Source organism: Natronospirillum operosum, from assembly GCF_004768465.1.
GTDB lineage: Bacteria > Pseudomonadota > Gammaproteobacteria > Pseudomonadales > Natronospirillaceae > Natronospirillum > Natronospirillum operosum.
In genome coordinates this window covers 309,018-331,386 of record NZ_SRMF01000002.1, presented here as the reverse complement: position 1 = coordinate 331,386, position 22,369 = coordinate 309,018, and the positions used below count along the sequence as shown (strand labels likewise).

The 22,369-nt window shown below is 61.5% G+C and carries 22 protein-coding genes; 8 read left to right on the top strand and 14 right to left on the bottom strand.

Annotated elements, in window-relative coordinates:
* Positions 1 to 138 precede the first annotated feature (138 nt).
* The 10 genes from folK to E4656_RS07935 all read right to left on the bottom strand — a co-directional run bounded on the left by folK (position 139) and on the right by E4656_RS07935 (position 10,971).
* Positions 139 to 642: a 2-amino-4-hydroxy-6-hydroxymethyldihydropteridine diphosphokinase gene (gene folK / locus E4656_RS07980; protein WP_135482674.1), complete on the bottom strand. Its 504-nt coding sequence runs from the start codon at positions 640 to 642 to the stop codon at positions 139 to 141.
* Positions 643 to 678: 36 nt separating this feature from the next.
* A complete protein-coding gene (gene pcnB, locus E4656_RS07975; RefSeq protein ID WP_135482673.1) occupies positions 679 to 2,034 on the bottom strand; it encodes a polynucleotide adenylyltransferase PcnB in 1,356 nt (451 codons plus the stop codon).
* A gap of 542 nt (positions 2,035 to 2,576) precedes the next feature.
* Entirely contained in the window at positions 2,577 to 4,094 is a 1,518-nt protein-coding gene (locus E4656_RS07970; RefSeq protein WP_135482672.1) for an amidohydrolase family protein, read from the bottom strand.
* Between the two features lie 63 nt (positions 4,095 to 4,157).
* Positions 4,158 to 4,769, bottom strand: coding sequence for a malonic semialdehyde reductase (locus tag E4656_RS07965; protein WP_135482671.1), 612 nt, complete (start codon positions 4,767 to 4,769; stop codon positions 4,158 to 4,160).
* 19 nt (positions 4,770 to 4,788) lie between these two features.
* Positions 4,789 to 6,117, bottom strand: coding sequence for a TRAP transporter large permease (locus E4656_RS07960; protein WP_135482670.1), 1,329 nt, complete (start codon positions 6,115 to 6,117; stop codon positions 4,789 to 4,791).
* On the bottom strand, positions 6,114 to 6,695 hold the full coding sequence (locus E4656_RS07955) for a TRAP transporter small permease subunit (protein WP_135482669.1): 582 nt from the start codon (positions 6,693 to 6,695) through the stop codon (positions 6,114 to 6,116). Before E4656_RS07955 ends, E4656_RS07960 begins: the two co-directional genes overlap by 4 nt.
* A 95-nt stretch (positions 6,696 to 6,790) precedes the next feature.
* Entirely contained in the window at positions 6,791 to 7,900 is a 1,110-nt protein-coding gene (locus E4656_RS07950; RefSeq protein WP_135482668.1) for a C4-dicarboxylate TRAP transporter substrate-binding protein, read from the bottom strand.
* Between the two features lie 55 nt (positions 7,901 to 7,955).
* Positions 7,956 to 8,897 carry a dioxygenase family protein gene (locus tag E4656_RS07945; RefSeq protein ID WP_135482667.1) on the bottom strand — a complete coding sequence of 314 codons (942 nt, stop codon included), beginning with the start codon at positions 8,895 to 8,897 and terminating at the stop codon, positions 7,956 to 7,958.
* A gap of 93 nt (positions 8,898 to 8,990) precedes the next feature.
* On the bottom strand, positions 8,991 to 10,133 hold the full coding sequence (locus E4656_RS07940) for a CaiB/BaiF CoA transferase family protein (RefSeq protein WP_135482666.1): 1,143 nt from the start codon (positions 10,131 to 10,133) through the stop codon (positions 8,991 to 8,993).
* A 37-nt stretch (positions 10,134 to 10,170) separates the two neighbouring features.
* Positions 10,171 to 10,971, bottom strand: a complete 801-nt coding sequence (locus tag E4656_RS07935) for a citryl-CoA lyase (RefSeq protein ID WP_135482665.1) — start codon at positions 10,969 to 10,971, stop codon at positions 10,171 to 10,173.
* Positions 10,972 to 11,203: 232 nt separating this feature from the next.
* Between E4656_RS07935 and E4656_RS07930 the strand changes: the two genes are divergently transcribed.
* A complete protein-coding gene (locus tag E4656_RS07930; protein ID WP_135482664.1) occupies positions 11,204 to 12,130 on the top strand; it encodes a LysR substrate-binding domain-containing protein in 927 nt (308 codons plus the stop codon).
* Positions 12,131 to 12,191: 61 nt separating this feature from the next.
* Positions 12,192 to 12,668 carry a peroxiredoxin gene (locus E4656_RS07925; RefSeq protein ID WP_135482663.1) on the top strand — a complete coding sequence of 159 codons (477 nt, stop codon included), beginning with the start codon at positions 12,192 to 12,194 and terminating at the stop codon, positions 12,666 to 12,668.
* Positions 12,669 to 12,689: 21 nt separating this feature from the next.
* Here E4656_RS07925 and E4656_RS07920 read toward each other — a convergent pair whose 3' ends face one another.
* Complete coding sequence (locus E4656_RS07920; RefSeq protein ID WP_135482662.1) at positions 12,690 to 13,253, bottom strand: thioredoxin family protein; 564 nt, start codon at positions 13,251 to 13,253, stop codon at positions 12,690 to 12,692.
* Positions 13,254 to 13,327: 74 nt separating this feature from the next.
* Positions 13,328 to 14,953, bottom strand: a complete 1,626-nt coding sequence (locus E4656_RS07915; protein ID WP_135482661.1) for an alpha/beta hydrolase — start codon at positions 14,951 to 14,953, stop codon at positions 13,328 to 13,330.
* Positions 14,954 to 15,134: 181 nt separating this feature from the next.
* Here E4656_RS07915 and E4656_RS07910 point away from each other — a divergent pair, with 181 nt between their 5' ends.
* A complete protein-coding gene (locus E4656_RS07910) occupies positions 15,135 to 15,758 on the top strand; it encodes a LysE family translocator (RefSeq protein ID WP_135482880.1) in 624 nt (207 codons plus the stop codon).
* Here the strand turns inward: E4656_RS07910 and E4656_RS07905 are convergent, their stop codons facing one another.
* The gene (locus E4656_RS07905) at positions 15,759 to 16,100 is read right to left on the bottom strand and encodes an AzlD domain-containing protein (RefSeq protein WP_135482660.1); all 342 of its coding nucleotides are present in this window, start codon (positions 16,098 to 16,100) and stop codon (positions 15,759 to 15,761) included.
* Entirely contained in the window at positions 16,097 to 16,828 is a 732-nt protein-coding gene (locus E4656_RS07900) for an AzlC family ABC transporter permease (protein ID WP_167855980.1), read from the bottom strand. Before E4656_RS07900 ends, E4656_RS07905 begins: the two co-directional genes overlap by 4 nt.
* 238 nt (positions 16,829 to 17,066) lie before the next feature.
* On the opposite strand from E4656_RS07900, the gene E4656_RS07895 reads away from it, so the two are divergent.
* Genes E4656_RS07895 through E4656_RS07875 form a run of 5 tightly spaced genes read left to right on the top strand, consistent with a single transcriptional unit; the run spans position 17,067 to position 22,224 of the window.
* A complete protein-coding gene (locus E4656_RS07895) occupies positions 17,067 to 17,822 on the top strand; it encodes an outer membrane lipoprotein-sorting protein (protein ID WP_240753932.1) in 756 nt (251 codons plus the stop codon).
* Between the two features lie 27 nt (positions 17,823 to 17,849).
* On the top strand, positions 17,850 to 19,094 hold the full coding sequence (locus E4656_RS07890) for an ABC transporter permease (protein WP_135482658.1): 1,245 nt from the start codon (positions 17,850 to 17,852) through the stop codon (positions 19,092 to 19,094).
* On the top strand, positions 19,094 to 20,323 hold the full coding sequence (locus E4656_RS07885) for an ABC transporter permease (RefSeq protein WP_135482657.1): 1,230 nt from the start codon (positions 19,094 to 19,096) through the stop codon (positions 20,321 to 20,323). The genes E4656_RS07890 and E4656_RS07885 overlap by 1 nt, the downstream gene beginning before the upstream one ends.
* 12 nt (positions 20,324 to 20,335) lie before the next feature.
* Positions 20,336 to 21,067: an ABC transporter ATP-binding protein gene (locus tag E4656_RS07880; RefSeq protein WP_135482656.1), complete on the top strand. Its 732-nt coding sequence runs from the start codon at positions 20,336 to 20,338 to the stop codon at positions 21,065 to 21,067.
* A complete protein-coding gene (locus E4656_RS07875) occupies positions 21,064 to 22,224 on the top strand; it encodes a hypothetical protein (protein WP_135482655.1) in 1,161 nt (386 codons plus the stop codon). The genes E4656_RS07880 and E4656_RS07875 overlap by 4 nt, the downstream gene beginning before the upstream one ends.
* Positions 22,225 to 22,369 lie beyond the last annotated feature (145 nt).

Genomic DNA, 22,369 nt, shown 5'->3' with positions numbered 1-22,369 from the left:
AACCTCGTCAGTTCAGGTGGCGGCAACTATACCGAAACTGCAGCAACGGTGAAACGCTGTGCTGCATTATGCATCCCTGTCCAATAATGAGGCCCCGCAGGCCTACTTTGATGCCCGGGGGCCATCAACCGAGGCCAGTCAGAGTGCTGTGATGGCCTGATCAGCCACCTGCTTGAGCCAGTAGGCCAGCGGTTGTCCGTCCAGTTCCAGGTCATCAGGCACCAGATCAGCCAGCGGCACCAGCACAAAGGCCCGTTCTTTCATGCGCGGATGCGGAATGGTGAGATTCGGCAGACTGATCCGCTCTTCTCCATAGAGCAGAATGTCCAGATCCAGTGTGCGCGGTCCCCAGCGCTCCTTGCGCTCGCGCTGCTGGCGGGCCTCGATCTGTTGCAGTGCCGCGAGCAGGGATTCCGGGGTCAGGCGGGTCGAGATCTCGGCGACGGCGTTCACAAAGTCGGGTTGATCGGGCGGGCCGCCGATTGGGGCCGTGGCATAGTAGCCCGACACCACCAGCAGTGACACATGGGCCTCGCTCTGCAGCCAGCCGATGGCGGCATCCAGTTGCGCTACCGGATCGTCCAGATTGCTGCCCAGTCCGATATAGACCTGGGCAAAGGTGTCATTGAGCACGCGTGTCATAAGGCTTCAGTGCGGTTGCGAATGAATCAGGCCCGACTACAGGGTCGGGCGATTGCGCCGGCGGGGTCGCCGGTTGCTGCTGCGCCGGCGTTGACCACCCAGAGCGCTGACCATCTGCTGGCGCTGTTCGTCATCGGCGTTCTGATAGTCCTCCCACCACTGGCCCAGACCATCCAGATCGGCGCCAGCCTGTTCCCGCAGGAGCAGGAAGTCGAAGGCGGCACGGAACTTGGGATGGGTCACCAGACGCTCGGCCCGGTTGCCCTGTCGATTGGGCAGCCGTGGCTGCAGCTCCCAGATATCACGCATGGTGAACTGGAAACGCTTGGGAATCGAGGTGCGCTGCCCCTGCAGGCTGATGGCTTCCTGGATAGCCTGCTGCTGGGCCGGTACCGGAGGGGTGCCGCTGTTCAGGTTGATCTCGGTCTGGGCTTCAACGACCGGCCACAGGAAGGCCGCGTAAATGAAGGCCGGGGTTACCGACTTGCCAAGTTCGATACGTTCATCGGTGCTCTTGAGCGCACCCAGAATCAGGCGCTCATAGTGGCCGCTGTCATCCTGGTCCAGGCTGGCCTGAGTATGCGGGAACAGGTGGCGGAACAGACCGTACTGCTGCAGGCGCTCATAGGTGCGCACGCCATAGCCGCTCATGAACAGTTTCAGCACATCATCGAACAGCCGCGCGGCGGGAATGTTGTCCAGCAGATCAGCCATTTTGGGAATGGGCGCTGCTGTGGCTGGCTCGATATCAAAGTCGAGTTTGGCGGCAAAGCGCACGGCGCGCAGCATGCGCACCGGGTCTTCGCGATAGCGTTGTACCGGGTCGCCAATCATGCGGATCTGGCGGTCGTCCAGGTCATCGAGCGATTCCGCCAGGGTGACCAGCGAGAAGTCGTGCGTGGTGTAGTACATGGCATTGATGGTGAAATCCCGCCGGACGATGTCCTCCTCCAGCGTGCCATAGACATTATCGCGCAGCAGCATGCCGCTGTCCGAACGGCGGTGGGCATCGCCCTCGCCGCGTTCCTTGGCGTCTTCGGCACCGGCGCGGAAGGTGGCCACCTCGATGACTTCGCGGCCGAACACGACATGCACAATCTTGAAGCGTCGACCGATGATGCGCGAGTTGCGGAACAGGGCCCGAACTTCCTCCGGCGTGGCGTCAGTCACTATGTCGAAGTCCTTGGGCTGAATGCCGACCATGATGTCGCGCACGCCGCCGCCGACCAGATAGGCTTCATGGTCGTGCTTGTTCAACCGGTAGAGCACTTTCAGCGCGTTCTCGCTGATCTGCTTGCGGGAAATGGGGTGCTGATCGCGGGGGACTGTCGTGATTTCGGGTTCGTCCGTGCCGTTATTTTTCCCGAAAAAGCGCTTGATGGCCTGTAGCAAGTGGTAAGGTCCTCGGTAAACCGTGCTCGTTCATGTTCTTGTCGTGAATGCGCGCTAGTCTAACGCAAATTGGTCTGAGTAAACAGCAGACAGTCCGCTGACTGCGGGGCAGTCATCAGGGGCAGTATATCTGTGCTGGTTGCGCACAGAGAGAAGATGGATCGGGTGTGCTGAGAGGGTACAAATGCAATCCGGCGCCTGTTGTTCTTGTTGTCGGCGCCGACAGATGAAATGGCCATTCTTGTTTTTGTTGCCGGCTGCTGATGCCTGGCATAAAGCAGCACCAGACAATAAAAGAGCGCCCTTGGAATTATTTTTGGATGGGCGCCGGATTGTCTCTTGGGGCCTTGTTGTTTTTGTTTGGCGGCCTTTGTTGTTGTGCACGCTATGGATAGCAGATGCTGTGCCAGTTTTTGAAAAGGTTTTAAAAACAATAACTTAGGTAAAAAAAGGGAAAGGTGTTACCCATCGCACACAGTTGATCTGTGTCGATGGGTAACACAGTGTTACGTCTTTACGTAACACTGAAGGTCAGAATCTGATCAGGTGCGGAACAGATCCTGTTCGATGCCGGCGGCCTTGAAGATGTAATCACGGCTGTCTTCGATCTTCCGGCGCAGACCTTCCACATCATGGCCCAGCAGTTCACCCTGCCACTTGCGGATGGCACCGGCGACCAGCACCGTTTCAACATTATTGCGCTCCATCAGCGACACCACGGCACCGGGCACATGGTTCAGCGGCGCCACGTTCAGCGCGGTGGCATCCAGCAGGATGACGTCGGCTTCCTTGCCCGGCGTCAGGGAGCCGGTCTTGTGGTCCAGCTTCAGTCCCTTGGCGCCTTCGATGGTGGCAAAGCGGATCGCATCCCGGGCCGTCAGCAGGGCTGGCAGGTTGTCTTCGCCCGCCAGCGCGCGGTCGTTCACAAAGCTGCGCTGATAGGTCAGTGCCGAGCGCATCTGGGTGAACATGTCGGCGGTCATGGTGCATTCCACATCCGACGACAGAGACGGCTGCATGCCGAGATCCAGAGCTTTCTGCATGGGCGGCAGGCCGTGACGCATGGTCATCTCGATGGGCACGGACAGCGACACATGAGCACCGGCATCGGCCGCTTTCTGCCAGGCCATGTCGCTCATGCCGGTCATGTGGATAAAGATGTTGTCCGGCCCGAACTGGCCGGCCCGGGCCAGCTCATCAAAGGTCGGTTGCATGCCGAAGGTGCCAACCACATGCAGGGCGATGGGCAGGTTCAGTTCGCGGCCGATCTTCCAGCTTTCTTCATAACCGGGCAGATAGATCTCGCCACCCATGATCATGCTCAGCAACTGGTCGTCCGAGCTGAAGTGCTGCTCGCGGATACGGCGCGCATCCTGCGGGTAGCGGGCATCATCACCCCAGCCTTCGAAGTAGCCGAACACGGCGCGCCGACCGGTGTCGTGCAGGGCTCTGATGACCGAGTCCGAGTGCTCCGGCGAATGGTGGATCTGACTGACGTCCATGACCGTCGTCACGCCGGCATCAAGCTGCGACAGGCCGCCGTAGACTTCGTTGATGTAGACGTCCTCCGGACGATAGACCATGGAGAACTTCTGCAGGATGGTCTCGTAGTAGTTGAGCGCGCTGTGCGGCTGGCCATCAGGCACCAGGATGCCGTCGGTCAGGAAGCTGCGCAGCACGGTCTCGAACTGGTGGTGGTGGGTGTCAATGAAGCCGGGCATGACGATCTTGCCACGGGCATCGATGATGGCGGCATCGCCGGCGTCAATGGAAGGCCCCACTTCCAGAATGCGATTGCCTTCCAGCAGCACATCCCCGGTAGCGAAATCACCCACCCTGGGGTCCATGCTCATTACCGCGCCGCCCCTGATCAGGGTGCGGCGGCCGTCGGTACCGACGCCGGCCGGCATGGGTTGGCGGGTGCGTCCGGGCCAGCTGGTGTTGGCCATTTTCAGGCTGCCAGTGCCATCACTGATGCCACTGCCGGCAGAGACGCCGCTGTTGTCGGCAGCGGCCGGGTCATGGGCCCCGGTTCGGGCCAGGTCACAAAGTCTGCACATGTTTCGTTCCTCTCTGTCTGTTGCTCTTGTTTTAGTTTTGGCATGGTATCCGTCTGGCGGATGTCAGATCAGCTCACAGGCTTCTTCGAAGCTGAGCCTGGGGCCACGGGGACGCAGCTTGCTGTCATCGCCATAGCCCAGATTGCACAGGAAATTGCTGCGGTAGTTCGGCTTGTCCTTGCCGAAAAACAGCGCGTCGACCTTGTCATTGTCAAAGCCGGAGAGGGGGCCGCAGTCCAGCCCCAGAGCGCGCGCAGCAAGAATGAAGTAGCCGCCCTGAATGCTGCTGTTGCGGAAGGCGGTTTCCTCCTGAAAGGGTTCATTGCCGACAAACAGGGCCCTGGCGTCCACGTGCGGGTAGAGTTCCGGCAGCTTGTCGAAGAAGCGGCGGTCAAAGGCCAGAATGGCTGTCACCGGCGCCGCCTCCACCTTGGGCATGTTGCCTTCGGCCAGGGCTGGCTTTAGCCGGGCCTTGGCCTCCGGGGTGCGCAGGAAGGTGATCCGCAGCGGATTGCTGTTCATGCTGGTCGGGGCAAATTTCATCAGCTCATAGAGCTCGTGCAGGGTGTCATCGGACACCGGCCGGTCCTGCCAGTAGGCGTAGGTACGGGCCTCCCGGAACAGGCGGTCCAGGGTCGCGGTCTGCAGCGCAGCGTGTGGTAATTCGCTAGTCATGATGGATCCTCGCTCAGGGTCAGTATCGGTAGGCCAGATAGGTGGACAGGGCCGGGAAGGCCGACAGGATGATCAGCACCACGACCATGGTCAGGAAGAAGGGCACCACGCCCTTGAAAATCTCCTTGACCGGCACACTCTTGTCGTTCAAGGCGGCTTTTACCGTGTAGACGGATATGCCGAAGGGCGGTGTGATCAGCCCGATCTCCACTGCCACCACGGTAATGACACCGAACCAGATCAGGTCCATGCCGAAGTGCTGGGCAATTGGCAGCACTATGGGCAGTACGATCAGCATGATGGATACCGAATCGATGATGCAGCCCATCAGAATGATGATCAGCAGATACATGGCCAGGAAGTGATAGATGCTCAGATCCAGGGCGGTGACCCACTGTGCGATCGACATCGGCAGGCCGGTCAGGGCCAGCATGCGGCTGTACAGGGACGCCGCCAGAATCAGGAACAGGATGGACACCGCGACATAGCCGGTCTCGCCCAGTACCTGATAGAACTTGCCGGGCGTCAGGCGCCGTTTGCCCAGCGCCAGCAGCAGGGCTCCGAAGGCGCCCACACCACCAGCCTCCGTCGGCGTGAAGAAACCCGAATACAGGCCCCCCAGTACCAGGGTCATCAGCAACAGGATGGGCGCCAGCTTGGAGAACAGCGTCAGCGGGGTTTCCTCGACGGCCACGTCTTCGACGGCGCCGGTCTGGGTCTTGTCCTGCATCATGAAGCCGGGACGCAGCCAGGACAGCAGCAGGATGACCGCACAGAAGGCAGTCGCCAGAATGATGCCCGGGATGATGCCGGCGATGAACATCCGGCCCACCGATTGCTCGGCCAGTACCCCATAGACGATCATCAGCAGCGAGGGTGGAATCAGCATGCCCAGCACCGAGCTGCCGGCCACCACGCCCACTGCGAACTTGGGGGTATAACCGTGACGCCGCATTTCCGGCACTGCCACCTTGGTAAAGACGGCAGCCGAGGCAACGCTGATACCGGTAATGGAGGCAAAGATACCGTTGGCGCCGACGGTGGCGATGCCCAGACCGCCGCGAATCTTGCGCAGCAGCCACTGGAACACATCGAAGGTGTCCCGCCCCACACCGGATATGACCACCAGCAGGCCCATCAGGACAAACAGCGGCACCACCCCGTACAGATAGCTGCTCAGCGAATCATTGGCGGCCGCAGCCACCATGCGCGTGGCCAGTTCCGGGTTGCGCAGCATGGAGATGGAAATCAGGGATACCAGCATCAGCGCGATGCTGATATGCATGCCGAGATAGATCAGCACCAGCATCAGTACGACGGCAATAATGCCGATTTCGAGACCTGTCATGATTCGGCCTCCTCAGGCAGAGTGGCCTGCCCGCGCCAGGCCAGCCAGAGGGCCTGCAGCGCCAGCAGCACATACTGCACCACGGTGATGGCGGCACAGCTGATGATAATGAAACGGATGGGCCAGACGGGGAAGGTGAATACGCCTTCAACGCCCATGAACTGGTTGCGTTCCCAGGCCCGAATAAAGGTCGGCAGGGTGCCCTTGTAGACGATATAGAGCATGTAGGCCCCGGCCAGAAAGAACAGGCACTGCAGCAGGTTGCCCAGGCGCGGGTGCCGGTCGGTGAAGCCGACGATGAAAATGTCGGCCTGTGCCATGCGGTTGTGGCGCAAGGTGCCCGGCAGTTGCAGAAACACGATCATGACGATGGACGCAGCCACCAGCTCCGCCACACCCGCAATGGGCTGGTTGAGCAGGTTGCGTGACAGCACATCGGTCACGATCATGGCCATGATGGCGAAAATCAGCAGTGACCCGATGGCGTTCAGACCATCCACCAGATAACCAAACAGGCTGTTGTGCTGTCCGTTGCCGAGCCTGCGCCCCAGAATCAGGGTCTTGAAAGAAAAAGACATCGCCCGTTACTCCCGGCATCCGGCCAGCCTCACGGCTGGCCGGACGGTCTTGTTGCGTTGGGTCATATGACCGGTTGAAGGTCGCGGCGACGAGGTCAGTCTTCGTCCCAGGCCCGTTCCGGTTCATGACCGCGCTCACGGAACTCGTTCATGTAAGCATTGAGCAGATCCTGCGCCGGGTAGCCCCGATCGGCGTTGCGCTGTACCCACTGGCGGGCAAGATCAGGCATGCCGTCGATCCAGGCCTGACGCTCTGCGTCGGACAACTGGTTGACCTGCACCGGCGTGCTCTGGCTGGCGCCGAGTTCAACCATGCTTTCGATCGAGGACTCATAGCGCTGGGCCAGGTCGTAGCCGTGCTCACGAGAGTACACTTCACCGGCGGTGGCCAGAGCTTCCTGTACGGCTTCCGGCAAGCTGTCCCAGGTCCACTGGTTGATGGCCAGGCCACCGGAGAACACCACGCCCAGATTGACTTGGGTGATATAGGGCGATACCTCGTAGATGCGCGCCGGCAGGTTACCGGTGGCCAGACCGACCACACCTTGCGAAACCCCGGTCTGGATGTCGGTGTAGTAGCTGGCCAGGGTGCCATCTACCGGCACTGCGCCTACCGGCTCCAGCCAGACGCCCAGCACGCCGGGCGCGGAAATGCGGGCACCGCGCAGGTCGTCGATCGACTCGACCGGGAAGTTGGTATAGATGTCATAGGTATCGGAAGCCGTGGCGCCCAGGAAATGGACGTCGTGGTCTTCCCACTCACCACGGAACTCGGGCACGTTGCGTACCATGTCGTTCCAGACTGCCAGCATCAGCTCCGGATCACTGGTGGTGAAGGGGGTATAGGCACTCATCTGGGCCAGTGGCATGCGCGACGGCTCCAGGTAGCTGAAAACCCAGCCGATATCGGCAATGCCGTCCTGAATGGAGGTCAGGGTGGCGTTGACGCCGTACAGCTGGCCGGCATAGGCTTCGGTCCAGTTGATCTGGTAGTCACCGTCCTCGGCCAGGATGCGGTTTACGGTCGGGATGAAAACCTCGGGGATCATGCCGACCCAGGGGATAGTGGTCGGGTGGCTTGAACCCACAGTCAGGTCGATCACTTCCTGGGCGTTCACCGTCGCCGGGATCATGGCCGCAGACAGGGCCACGGCGGCCAGCGCGTGCGCCGGACGGTACAGAATGGTTTGCTTCTTTGTTTTCATGGTTTTGCCTCTTGGAAACACTTGTTGTTGTTGGTTTGGGGTTGGCTTGATCGGCTCAGGACCCGATCGGTGACTCGGGCAGCCGGGATGCACCCGGTGACAGGTCGAAATCGACATCCAGCGTGCTGTATTGCCCCTGCACATCGGGATCCGGCGCCTTGCCGTCGTTGTGCAGCGGGAAGTCCATGGCCAGGTCGGCACTGGTCACGCCGAATACACAGTCGGATTCGATAAAGAGGTCATCCCTGGGGAAAATCTGTGTCACCAGGGTCTGGTGTCCGGGTGCCGACACACAGAAATGAATATGGGCAGCGCGGAACGGATGCCGGCCCTGGGCCTTCAGCATGTCGCCCACCAGACCATGGGTCGGAATGGGGTAGCTGGCCGGGCGCAGGGTGCGGAAATGATAGTGCCCGTTCTCATCGGTGCGGAACTTGCCGCGCAGGTTCATCTGCGGCTGGCTTTCGTCCTGGTTTTCGTACAGGCCTTCGGGGGAGGCCTGCCAGACTTCCACCAGTGCATTGGCCAGTGGCTGGCCGTCGCGGCTCTTCACCTGACCGGACACGAACAGCGGAATATCGGACTCCTTCGGCTTGTCCCGCGCAATATTGGTGCCCAGAGGGTATTCCGGGTCCTTGCGTGTGTAGAAGGGGCCCAGCAGCGCCGGCGAGATCTGCTCGTCGGTGCGGTCCTGATTCATGATCATGACCAGGGTTGAAAAGCCGAGTGCATCGGACATCACCATGGTCTCATTGTGGCGGTCTTTGGTCAGGTGGCCGAGCCGGGTAACGGCATTGATGGCGGCCATGAACTCTTCATCGGTCAGCTTCACCTCGCGCCCAAAGGCGTGCAGGTGCCTGACCAGACTGGTCAGAATCTCCCGCAGCCGGTCATCTTCGGTGTGGTTCATCGCCTTGAGCACGATATCGGTAATATCATCCGGCGTGGATGGAATGCCGTGATTGACGATGTCTTCTTTCCTGGGCAACTCGAACATGGTTTACGCTCCTCTGGGGCTGGCGGTCGGAGACCGGCCGGCCCTTTGCTTGTTATTGGATGCAGCGTCGACTGTCTGTCTTGTGCAGCGTGTTCAGCGCTGACGTTCTCTCAGTTCCCTGATGATCTCGTCGTGGTGTTCGTCCAGCACCGGCGGTGCGGTCACCTCCAGCGGCCGCACACCGTCGTAGGACACGGGTGAACGCACGGTGTCCCATTTGCCGATCTGCGGATGCTCGGTGCTGATCTGCAACTGCAGGTGCCGGGCCTGCGGGTCTTCCAGCACTTCATTGGAGTCATACATGGGGGCGTGCGGCACATCTTCCGCTTCCAGCCGCTGGAGCCATTCGGCACGCGGCTGCTTGCTGAAGATGTCGCGCAGGACCACGATCATGTCTTCCTGATTCTGAATCCGGCCTTCGCGCGTCGAGAACCGCTCGTCCTGCAGCAGTTCCGGGTAACCCATGGCGTTGGCCAGGCCCTGCCAGAACTTCTCCGGCGAAGACATGTGCAGCGCCACCCACTTGCCGTCGGCACATTCCATGACATAGGACTGCGATACCTGCGGGCGGCTGTAGGGGCCCATGATTTCGCCTTCCGACAGATAGTGCGTGAACGCATCCAGATTGAAATGGCACATGGCCTCCAGCATGGACACATCCACCCGACGGCCCTTGTTGGTCTGGTTGCGTTCGTAGAGAGCGCCCAGAATACCGTAGGCGGCATAGAAGCCGGACATGGCATCGGCCATGGCCGGGCCTACCACCCGCGGGTTTTCCGGGTTGATCAGCAGCTTCAGAAAGCCGCTGGCCGCCTGCGCCACGGTGTCGTAGCTGGGCCGGTTGGCGTAGGGGCCGTCATTGCCGAAGCCACTGATGGCGCAGTAGATCAGGCGCGGGTTCAGCGCCCGCAGCTCTTCTTCACCGGCACCCAGTCGCTCTGCCGTGCCCGGACGGAAATTCTGGATGTAGACATCCGCATCACGAATCAGGTCATGAAAAATGGCCCGGTCCGCTTCGTCCTTGGTGTTCAGCGCAATGCTGCGCTTGTTGCGGTTGTAGGTCTGATAGTGCGGGCTGTACAGACCGCCCTTGAAGGCCCGAAACGGATCTCCCTTGCCGGGCAGTTCCACCTTGATGACATTGGCACCGAGATCGGCCAGCAACATGCCGGCTGCCGGGCCGGTAATAAAGGTGCCCTGTTCGATGACGGTGACGCCTTCCAGTACTTTGATCATGATTCATCTACCTCTAGCAGTGTCGGCTCGCGCCGGTTCAGCCCTTGTAGCCGGCCGGTACAGCGCCGGTGTAATCCAGGTTCTGGGTGGCCTGATAGGACAGGGCAAAACCACAGGGTTGTTCGGACTCTTCCAGCATGTGCGCAATCAGGCTGGCGGTGCGGGCCAGAATCGGCACGCCTTTCAGCGCCTTTACCGGGAAACCTGCACCCAGCAGGACGGCCGGGATGGCTGCCGATACATTCAGCTTGAGGTCCTTGCCGATCACCTGCGGAATGGCTTTTTCCACGGCCTCGGCGATTTCCACATAGCGCATGTCGGCACCGGCTTCACGGGCCGTGGAGAACAGCGCGTTGACTCGCGGGTCGCGCGCCTTGTGCAGCGGGTGGCCATAGCCGGGAATGGGCTTGCGCTCGGCGCGCAGGGTCTTGACTGTCTCCAGTGCTGCCGCGTCCAGTGACTTGCCGTCGTCGACCTGACGCGCGATATCGTCGAGCAGCACGCCGGCTGTCTCGGAGGCCCCGAGAATGACCGAACCACAGCCCAGAATGCCGGCCGCCACGGCACCCTGCAGCGCATCGGGAGCGGCCGCATAGGTCATGCGGGCTGCCTGCACACTGGGAACCAGACCGTGCTCGGCGATGGCTACCAGGGTCGCGTCCAGTACCCGGCGCCGGGTCTCGTCGGCCGCTTGTCCGGTCAGCAGAAACAGGAAATAATCAGTGAAAGAGGTCTGACCGATCAGGTCCTGACACAGATCCTTGCCCCGCACCACAATGGTGTCAGCATTGGATGTACTGATGGCTGTTTTCGGGGTGGTCTCGCGCCCTATTTTCATGGTTGTGCTCCGCTGTATGATTGTTGTCGGGATGCGGCCGAATGTCGGCCGTAATGACTGACCGCACTCAATATCTTGTTTGTGGAGTAACCTTAGGTCGGGGTTGAGATTTATAAAAATGATAAATTTGCATAAAACCCATTGATGTCATCGATTGGTTGTGGCAAAAGTGATCAGTGCCGAATCGGAGTGTACGACTCGGAGCTCAAGTCATTTTTTTGGGGCACAGTCTATGGAACTACGTCACCTGCGCTACTTTCTGGCTGTGGCGGAGACCCTGAATTTCACCCGCGCCGCCGACAAGGTGCATGTCACCCAGTCCACGCTGTCGCATCAGATTCGGCAACTGGAGGACGATCTGGGCCAGCCGCTGTTCGAACGCGTGGGGCGGCGGGTGATTCTGACCGAGTCCGGTCAGACATTCTATGAGCATGTGGAACCCATCATGCGGCAGGTGGATGAAGCGGTCGGCGCGGTCAAGGATGTGCCGGATGAACTGCGCGGCGAGTTGCGCATAGCGGCAACGCACAGTTTCAACGTGCAACTGATCCCACAGTGTCTGGCGGTGTTCATGAAGCGGTTCCCACTGATCCGGGTGGTGGTGGAAGAACTGTCCGGAGACCAGATCAGTGACGGCCTGGTCAACGGCACCCTGGATCTGGGCATTTCCTATCGGCCGGCCGTGCCCCGAGGTCTGCGCTTCGAACCGCTGTACAATGAGGAACTCAGGCTGATTACACCACCGGATCACCAACTGGCCAGCCACCGCCGGGTGCGCATGGTCGAGTTGAACGGGGTCCGCATGACCTTGCTGACCGGCAAGTTCTCCACCCGGCAGATGCTGGACGAGTGCTTCGCGGCAGCCGGCGCCAGACCGCATATTGTAGCCGAGCTGAACGCCATTTCGCCCATGGTGGAACTGGTTCGGCGTACCGGCCTGTGTAGTATAGTTTCAGACAATGCATTGAAAGATGAAGCAGGTATTGTTTCCATCCCCTTGGAAAGCCCGACCCCGGTCAGAACACCCGGCCTGCTGTGGAGCCAGTCACAGCATCGGCTGCCAGCCAGTCGCTTTATGGCCGAAACGGTGCGGCAGGTGGTGCAGAGTCCGGGGCAGGGCGGAAAATCCAGAGCTCGACGCCGCCAGAGTTCACGCTAATGACTATACTTCAGACCCATTCGGGTTTATTCACCGTTATCCATGCAATAGGAGAGTCCCCATGACCATCGCAACAGGTGATCGCATTCCTGATATCAAACTGAAGACCAATGGCCCGGAAGGCCCGCAAGACATCAGTACCGGTGACGTTTTCAAGGGCAAGAAGGTGGTGCTGTTTGCCGTGCCGGGCGCCTTCACGCCCGGTTGCTCCAACACCCACATGCCCGGTTTCGTGGTCAAGGCCGACGAGATTCTGGCCCGGGGGGTTGATACCATTGCCTGCATGTCGGTCAACGATGCGTTTGTAATGGACGCCTGGCAGCGTGACCAGAATGCCGAGAAGATCCTGATGCTGGCTGATGGCAATGCTGATCTTGCCAGGGCCATGGACCTTGAGCTGGATGCCACCGGTGGCAGCATGGGTATCCGCAGCAAGCGTTTTGCCATGATCGTCAATGACGGTGTCGTCGAGTATCTGGGCGTGGATGACAAGGGTATCGACAAAAGCAGCGCCGAAACCGTGCTGTCCAAACTCTGAGCCCTGGCTGGCCTGGGGGCTTCAGGCCCCCGCCTTCCATTTGATATTGCAGCCCATGCTGGGTTTTTGCTGTTCCGGCGGCGGCTGCTCTCCGCGTGCCATTTGCTCGGCGGCCCGCAGCAGATCTTCCCCGGTCACCGGGCGGTCATTGCCCGGGCGGCTGTCATCCAACTGACCGCGGTAGGTCAGCTTCAGGTTGGCATCAAACAGAAAGAAATCCGGTGTACAGGCCGCATCAAAGCTTTTGGCCACCTGCTGACTTTCGTCATACAGGTACGGAAACGGCAAACGATAGCGGGCGGCAAATTCGCCCATCTTGTCGGGGCTATCCTCCGGATGCGTTGCAATATCGTTGGCACTGATCGCCACCACCCGAATACCCAGTGCCCGCAGACGATCATGCAGGGTTTCCAGAAAGGGTGCGATATGGATCACGAAAGGGCAGTGATTGCAGATGAACATGACCAGCAATCCCCGCTCACCGCAACACTCGGGCAGGCGCCACTGTTGTCGGTTCGGGTCGGGTAGTTTGGCATCCGGCATTTTGGTGCCCAGGGGCACCATGGTGGAAGGTGTGCGTGCCATCTGAATGGCCTCCGTCAGTTCATGATCATGATTTGGGCATTGCAGGGCCCTGCAGATACCAAAGTGTATGCAACTCAGTAGCGCTCGGCAAAATAGGCCCGCAGGGCCGCATAGCTTTCGTCCGTCCAGCCTTCAGGCTCTGTCAGCGCATACCAGGCATCAAGATAATCGGCCCCGGAGTAGTCATGGCCATAGCCCCGGGGCGAGGCTCCGGTGGCCATGTCGGCGCCCAGTTGCAGAAAGGTCACCACCGGAATCCAGCGCAGTTCCGGTGAGACATCGAACGCCCGTTCGCCCTGCATCCAGTCCGGTTCCCGGTACAGCACTGACGGGTCGAACAGCGTGATCGGGTCGCTGGCATACTGCAGAATGCCGATACGGAAACTGCCCCAGGGCTGCTCGAAATCGTCCCAGCCGCCATCCTGGTTGCCGAAACGAATCACCTGGCCCGCGCGGAAACGGGGCAGCCAGGCAGGCGAACCACGATCACGCCGATGGGTGGCGGTGCGCCAGGTGTCGGTACGAAACGGCGGGCCGCTCCACAGCGCCCCGTGGAAGGGGTCGTCAATGATATCGAACAGATCGAAGGAGCGATCCGAATTCAGGGCGCCGAGGCTCAGGCCGTGCAGATACAAGGCCGGGCGTTCAGTGACCGGCAGCGAGCGCCAGTGGCCGTAGATCACCTCGAATGTGGCCCGCGCCTGCTCGGCACCGTACTCGCTCTCTGTCATCAGTGCCAACGGGCTCGACAGGTAGGAGTACTGCACTGCCACACTGGCCACATCACCATGAAACAGCGCCTCCAGAGTGTGCATGGCTGCCGGGTCTATCCAGCCGGTGCCGGTGGGCGTGATCAGCGCCAGTACCGAGCGCTCGAAGGCATCCACGCGCAACAGTTCCTGCAGCGCCAGTTGGGCCCGCTCGGCATGGGTAGCGGCCGAATTGAGTCCAGCGTAGACCCGCACCGGGGCCTGATACTGGTCACTGAACGGGGCCAGGGCCTCTGCTTCCAGTCCATTGATGACAAAGCGCCGACCCTGTCGACCCAGGCTGTCCCAGGCCAGCAATGACTCGGCGCTGCCGGTCAGGCTGGGGTCCGTCGGTTGTTCGGTGGTCGGTTCGATCAGGGCATCTACCTGCTGATAGGATCGATCCACTGTGCGGAGCAGGTAGGCAAACACGATGCCGTCGATCACCAGCCAGAACAGGATGAAGGCCACCAGAATACCGCCCAGATAGGAAATCCGGCGCGGCACCAGGCGCAGAGACCAATGCGGAATCAGCATGAAGGCCCGACGCAGCCAGTAGCTGGCCGTTTTCAGCAGCAGGAACAGCGGGATGGCAATCAGCCCGATCCACAGCGAGCGGATGCGGGCGTCCTCCTCCATGCCCATCAGGCTGCGTACCTGATTCTGCCATTCGGTGGCCTGCCACAGAAAGGAGATGGCAATCAGGCCGAACAGCCCTGCGGCGACCCATTGGGAGACCAGACGACTGCGCCCGCTGAGTACCGGCAGCTCAAGCCAGAGCCAGAGTCGGTGCAGCGCAAAGCCCAGCAGATAGCCGGCGCTCAGGGACAGGCCGGTAATAATGCCCTGTACCAGTTCGCCGCGTGGCAACAGGGTCGGGGTCAGAGATGCAGCAAAAAACAGGGTGCCCAGCAGCAGGCCGGTGGTGTTGTATTGTTTCAGGGGTGTCATAGCCGTGAACAAGTGAATGCAGAGGCGCTCCAGCATGCGGGGTCAGGCCACCTGGGTCAAATCAAATGCCGCACTGGCAGCCAGCGTTGACACGGAAGTACCGACAGCAAGGCAGAAAGCATTGCACCCATCAGGGCAGACCCCGAGAATAGCCGGTTTCCGCTGTCACGGAGAGAGCCTGATGCTCAACCCGGCGCTGCTGTCCGCCTTCATACCCACCTTCTTTTTCGTCTCCATCACGCCGGGGCTTTGCATGACGCTGGCCATGACGCTGGGCATCACGGTCGGCGTGCGCCGGGCCTTCTGGATGATGTGGGGCGAGATGCTGGGGGTTGCCACCGTAGTGATCGCGGCCGTGGCCGGTATTGCCGCCCTGCTGCTGACCCTGCCGGAACTGTTTACCGCCCTGCGCTGGGTGGGCGGGCTCTACCTGATGTTCCTCGGGGTGCAGATGTGGCGTTCGCGCGGGCGCATGGCCATTCCCGACAATCTGGATGATGCCGTGCGCGCGTCGCGCACACAGCTGTTTGTGCAGGGGTATGTCACCGCCGTGGCCAACCCCAAGGGCTGGGCCTTCACCATTGCCCTGTTGCCGCCCTTTCTGGATGCCAGCCACCCGCTGGTACCCCAGTTGATGGTGCTGCTGGCGCTGATTCTGGTGATCGAGTTCGTCTGCCTGCTGATCTACTCCAGTGGCGGCAAGATGATGCGGGTGTTTCTGCTGCAGGCCACCAACGTACGGGTCATGAACCGGATCGCCGGCACCCTGATGCTGGGCGTCGGGGTCTGGCTGGCCTGGTTCTGATCAACCCTGTAGCAGCATGGTGGCCACGCCGTAGAGCAGAGCCCCGCCCAGGGTGGCAATACCGACATTGCGGCTCAGGCGCAGCGTGATCAGCACGCCCAGAGTGCCGGCGGCCAGGCTGATCAGGGTCGCCGGCTGCGGCTGGTTCTGCCACAGGTCGCCCACCGAGACCACAATCAGCGCTGCGATCGCCGACAGCCCCAGCGCACTCAAGATCAGGGTCAGCGGGCCTGAGCCTCTGGCCAGGCGCTGGCCGACCAGCATGGGCAACAGGCGGATCAGATAGGTGCCGATGCCGGCGGCCACAATCAGGGCCACAAACTGGGTGCTGCTTAGGGTCATGGCTGAGGCTCCGCAGACCGGTCCTGCAGGGCAGGACGAATCAGGGCGCCGGCGACCATGCCGGCCATCATGGCCACATGAGACGGGTAGAACCAGCCCAGGATCAGCGTTACGGTCGCTGCCACAGCGACCACAGGCCACAGGAAACGCTGCAAGGCGCTGGCCAGCAGCGCAATGAACAGGCCAGGCAACACAAACGTCAGCGCATGGCTGATCACCGTCTCACCTTCCCCCAGCCCCACACCCAGCCAGGCCCCCAGGGCGGTGCCGCCAACCCAGGCACTGTAGGCACCGATGCCCACGCCGAGGGTCCAGGCCGGGGTGACGGCGGTGCGTGTGGACTCGGCCATGGCGGTGGCAAAGACTTCATCAGTCAGACCGAACGCCAGCGCCGGCAGCAGGCGACCGGGGCGTTCACGCAGCTGTGACAGCAGGGCCGGCCCGTAGAACAGATGGCGCAGATTCAGCACCCAGACCGCGATCAGCGCCGCTCCGGCACCACTGCCGGCGGCCAGCATGCTGACCAGAATGAACTGGGCCGCGCCGGCAAACACAATCAGGGAGATCAGCAGGGTTTCCCAGGTGGCAAGCCCGGCCTGAATGCCGACCACACCGAATGAAAAAGCCATGGGTGCATAGCCGATGGCCAGCGGCAGGCTGGCTCGCAGGCCGCTCATCAGGGCCCGACCGGCCGCTGCGGTGACCGGCAGAGAAGTGGATTGATTCATGGCGCGCATTATCAGCCAAAGTGCCCGTGTCGACAAGGCAGGCAGTATGGGTGCCGGCGTGATTGACGGAAAGGGCAGTTTGGTCTGTACTGAATCGACCGCAGTCAATGACGGGTTGGTTCCGGTTGCGTCGGGCCTGACTGGAAGAAGGAATATTGACCTGGATCAGGGTTGTTGCTGCAGGTTTTGTGTTATCTGTAGAGCATGGTTGATGCCGTGCAGATCAAAGGACATGTCAATGATTATCAGAGTATATCGGACCCGGGTTGTGCGCATGCTGTCGGTGCTGGCAGCATGCTCGCTGCTGACCTTGCCGGCGCAGGCAGAGCCGACTGCAGAAGCCTTGCTGGAGCATCTGGATCAGCTCTACCAGCAGGATTCGGCGCAGGCCACGCTGCGCATGGAAATCATCAATCCCGATTATGAGCGCACCCTGCGTCTGGAATCCTGGTCGCTGGGCATGGACTATTCGCTGGTACGAGTGCTGGAGCCGGCACGCGACCGAGGGGTCAGCACACTCAAACGCGAGAACGAAATGTGGAACTATCTGCCCCGGGTCAATCGCACCGTGCGCGTACCGCCTTCCATGATGATGGGCAGTTGGATGGGGTCCGACTTCACCAATGACGATCTGATGCGCGACACCTCCTGGGCGGAAGAGTATGACGTCAGCATGACCACTACGGACAGCACCCATGAACTGACGCTGGTACCGCGCGAGCAGACGGTAACCGTTTGGGGGCGCATGGAGATCAGCGTTGACCGTGACAGCCTGTTGCCTCTGGAACAACGCTATTTCAATGAACGCGATGAACTGGCCCGGGTCATGACCTTCAGCGACGTGCGGGACTTTGGTGGCCTGAGCCTGCCCGCGCGCCTGACGCTGGAACCCGCCGACAAGGAGGACCAGCGCACCACCGTGATCTATGAATCACTGGCTTTTGATGTGGACCTGACGCCGGACTTCTTTTCGCTGCAGAACCTGCGTCGCTAGACAGAAAGTTATAGATAAGGACAACTCATGCTTCTGCTCAGACTGGCCTGGCGCAATGTATTGCGCAATCGTCGAAGAACGATACTGACCCTGCTCAGCATGGTGGGCGGCTACGTCATCGTCACCCTGGTGCTGTCGGTCAACTACGGCTCCTACGACCAGATGCTGGAGCAATATACCCGCGACAGCATCGGTCATGTACAGGTGACCGCCGACCAGTACCTGGATCGACCCCGCCTGCAGCGCACCGTGCCGGTAGACGAGTCACTGCGCGGCCAACTGTCGCAGGCTCAGGGCGTGCGGATGCTGACGCCACGACTGGAAAGCGGGGCGCTGGCCTATGGCGAAGAACGCAGCCTGCCGGTTGAAGTGCGAGGTGTGGAGCCCGACCAGGAAGACCGCCTGTCACGTCTGAGCAACCGCCTGAGTGCCGGACGTTACCTGAGTGCCGAACGTGATGGCCACGGGCAGCACGAAGCCCTGATCGGTGCCCGCGTGGCGCGCCAACTGGACCTGGAGCCCGGCGCTGATCTGGTGCTGATCGCGCAGGGTGCTGACGGCTCCCTGGCCAATGAGCTGTACACCGTGGTGGGCATTTTGGGTGACACCGAGGCGGTGGAGAGCCGCTGGGTGGTGCTGCCGCTGGCCGCTGCACAGGACTTTTATGTATTGCCCGATCAGGCCCATCGCTGGATTATTCTGGGCGATGACTTTCAGCGCGCCGAGCGGCTGGCGGCGGCGGTCAGAAGCAGTCTGGCCGGCGATGCGAATTGGGCAGACAACGCCTTGCAGGTCAGCCCCTGGCAGGTCGTGGCGCGAGAGTTTTATGAAACCATGCAGGCCGATCAGCAGGGTGGCATGATCGCCAGCTATATCCTGATTTTCCTGGTCTGTATCGGGGTGCTCAATACCATTCTGATGTCGGTCATGGAGCGCACCGGCGAATTCGGTGTGCTGAAAGCCATCGGCACACCGCCGCACCGCCTGTTCGGCATGATCGTGCTGGAGACGCTGGTGCTCGCCACCCTGGCCTGTGGCCTGGGTTTTCTGCTCGCCTGGCCGATCAACCTCTGGCTGACCCTGGTCGGCATTCCCATGAGCGAACCGATTGAAGTCTCCGGCCTGTATTTCAGTCATTTTCGCGGTCGCATGTCGTGGGACATGTTCGCCATCCCCACCGCGCTGGTGTGGTTCACGGCCTTATTGGTGGCGCTGTATCCGGCTACCCGGGCCGCACGCCTGACCCCTCTTGATGCGATGCGGAGGCTGTGATGCAACTGACCTGGCAACTGGCCGCGCGCAATCTGACCCGCAACCGGCGCCGCACGCTGCTCACCGGCCTGATTATCAGCCTGAGCACGGCGGCGCTGATTCTGACCGATGCCTTCATTCTCGGCTTCAGCGATACGGCCGTGCGCTCGGCTACCCGCATGTTCCCCGGCGATGCGCAGATTCATCAGGTGGATTATCTGGCCGAACGCGATGAAGAATTGGTGATCGAAGCGCCGCAGGCCAGGCTGGCGCAACTGGACAACGAACCCGAGGTGGTCGGCTACAGCCCGCGCGTGATGGCCTTCGGCATGATCTCCAGCGCCGCCGACAACCGCGCCACCCAGGTGATCGGCATTGATCCGGCGCAGGAGCGCACCGTGTCCCGGCTGGCCGATGCCATGGCCGCAGGTGACTATCTGACCTCGGACGGTGCAGAGACACAGTTGTTGATGGGGCGCCGACTGGCCGAACTGCTGGCCGTCGAGCTGGGTGACCGCATTGTCATCTCGGTGCACAATCAGGAATGGGGGGGCGCCGAACAGGCCCTGTTCCGGGTCAGTGGCCTGTATGACTTCAATGCCCGCGTGCTGGACGAAGAAACCGTGTTCGTGCTGCAGGCGCCCTTGCAGACCCTGCTCGGGGTCGGTGATACCGTGCACGAGATCGCGCTGGCCCTGCGCACGCCGGCGCTGGCCAGTGATCCGGATCTGCCCCTGTGGCAGCGCCTCAGTGATGAACAGGTGAAAGCGCAGGGCTGGACCACCCTGATGCCGCAACTCGCCGCCATGCTGGACATGACCAGTGCCAGCATGGCCCTGATCGGTACCATGCTGTTTATCCTGGCGGCACTGGGCGTGACCAACGGCATCTTCATGTCGATCTACGAGCGCACCTGGGAAATCGGCGTCCTGCTGGCCATTGGCACACGACGGCTGGCCGTGTTCCGGATGATTCTGGCCGAAACACTGTTGCTGGCGCTGGGTGCCATTGCCGTTGGCCTGGCGCTGGGCGGGCTGGCGACGCTGACTCTGGGCGCCGTCGGCATCGATTATGGCAGTATGGAGCTGGGTGGTGTGGCCATGGCCGAGCAGATTCGCCCCCGAGCCAACTGGACCCAGTACAGTGTCTATCCGCCCATTGTGCTGGCGCTGACGCTGCTGGCCGCCATGTATCCGGCCGCCCATGCGGCGCGCATCGTGCCCACGCGGGCGTTGCACAAGAGTCTTTGAGGAGATCCCGTCATGCAAGCATCCATCCAGCGCAAAGCAAGCGCCGATCCCACCGCCGATGTGGTGTTCGAGACCCGGGAACTGAGCCGGCACTATGGCAGTGGCGACACCCTGGTCAAGGCGCTGGACCAGGTCAGCCTGACCATAGCACCCCGTGAGTTTACCGCCATTGTCGGGCCTTCGGGGTCGGGCAAGTCCACGCTGCTGCAATTGATGGGCGGGCTGGAGGCGCCGACGGCTGGTGAGGTCTATCTGCGCGGACAGGCCATCTCTGCCATGAGTGGTCGCGACTTGTCGGACTTCCGGCGCGATCACATCGGGTTCATCTTTCAAGCCTACAATCTGATCCCGGTGCTGACGGCGGCCGAGAACTGCGAGTACATCATGCTGCTGCAGGGCGTGCCCAAAGCCGAGCGGCAGGCCCGCGTGGACAGCATGCTGAACCGGGTCGGGTTGAGCGGCAAGGCCGATCGTCGGCCGGCCCAATTGTCCGGCGGGCAGCAGCAGCGGGTGGCCGTGGCCCGCGCCATGGTCAGCCAGCCGGATATCATCCTGGCCGACGAGCCCACGGCCAATCTGGACTCCCAGACCGGCAGCGACCTGCTGGACATGATGCATGAGCTGAACCGCCGCGAGGGCATGACTTTCGTCTTTTCCACCCATGATCCCATGATCATGGAACGAGCCAGCCGCCTGATTCAGTTGCGCGACGGCCGGATCGAGAGCGATGAGGTCCGCGCATGAAAGCGTGGACAGGACCTGCTCTGGCCGGGCTGCTGCTGGCAAGCGTCGCCGTCGCTGCCGACACGGATGTCTGGATTGATCTGAATCTGGGTGTCGAGACGCAGATGGAGCGCACCGAGCCGCTTACCGATCCGGCGCTGACCCAGACGGCCGGCAGTCGCTTCAATCTGCTGCATCACGTTGATGCCGACGTGCGACTCAATCTGCAGTATGGTCTGGAGCAGCGGCTGCATGTGCGCCGCGGGTCCGGACTCGGCGGCCCCGGCTTGGCGTCAGGTGCCCCCGGAGCCGACTATCGATGGGAAGACCTGACATCCAACCTGTACAGCTCGCCCGACGACGATCTGGTGCTGACGCAGAATCTGGATCGGGCGAATGTGCAGTATTTCGGTACTCGGGGCGAACTGAGCGCCGGTCGACAGGCCATCAGTCTGGGTTTGTCACCGCAGTTCTCACCGATGGATGTCATCATGCCGGCCCGCATCAGCGCCCAGGAACGCAGTTATCGCCCGGGTGTGGATGCCCTGCGCTGGCGCCAGCCCTGGGGGGCCTTCGGTGAACTGGATTTGGGCTGGGTGCAGGGGTCGGATCAGGCCCTGTTTGTACGCGCCTATCAGCAGGTAGACCGCTGGACCCTGGAAGCCACGGCACTGACGGTCAACCGATCCGAGCACCTGCTCGGTGTCGGGGCGCAGACGGCGGTTGGTGACTGGGGCCTGTGGCAGGAGTCGGCCTGGCTGTTCAACGAGGACGACAGTGGCCTGCGCCTGACTCTGGGTGCCGACCGGCAGATCTTCGGCGATGTCTATGTGGTCGGCGAGTACCACTACAATCAACTGGGTGCGCGCCGACCCGACATGACGGTGTTGGCCAGTGACTTCTACCAGCAGGGTCTGGTCGTGCCCTGGGGCCGCCACTATGCCGGAGTGCAGGCCTCTGCCCCGGTGAGTGCGCTGACCGATCTGCAGGCCGGCACCGTGATCAATCTGGGCGACGAGAGCGCGCTGCTGACGACCGGTTTCCAGCACAGCCTGACCAACGACAGCCGGCTGGAAGGCACGCTGGGTGTGCCGGTGGCGACCCGCAGCGAAGCGAGCGCGTCGGAATTCGGTCTCTATCCGCTGACGGCAGCGCTCAACTGGTCGGCGACGTTCTGATGGCTTGCAGTCGGGCCCGCAGTGACCAGGCAGGACCAGGGTTACCCTGGTCAGGATGTTGTCCTGCATCCGCACTTGGCCTTGTACACGCCTAGAGCCTTAAAGTAGCCGCCTGAACAATGAAAACGGGTGACATCGGGATGGT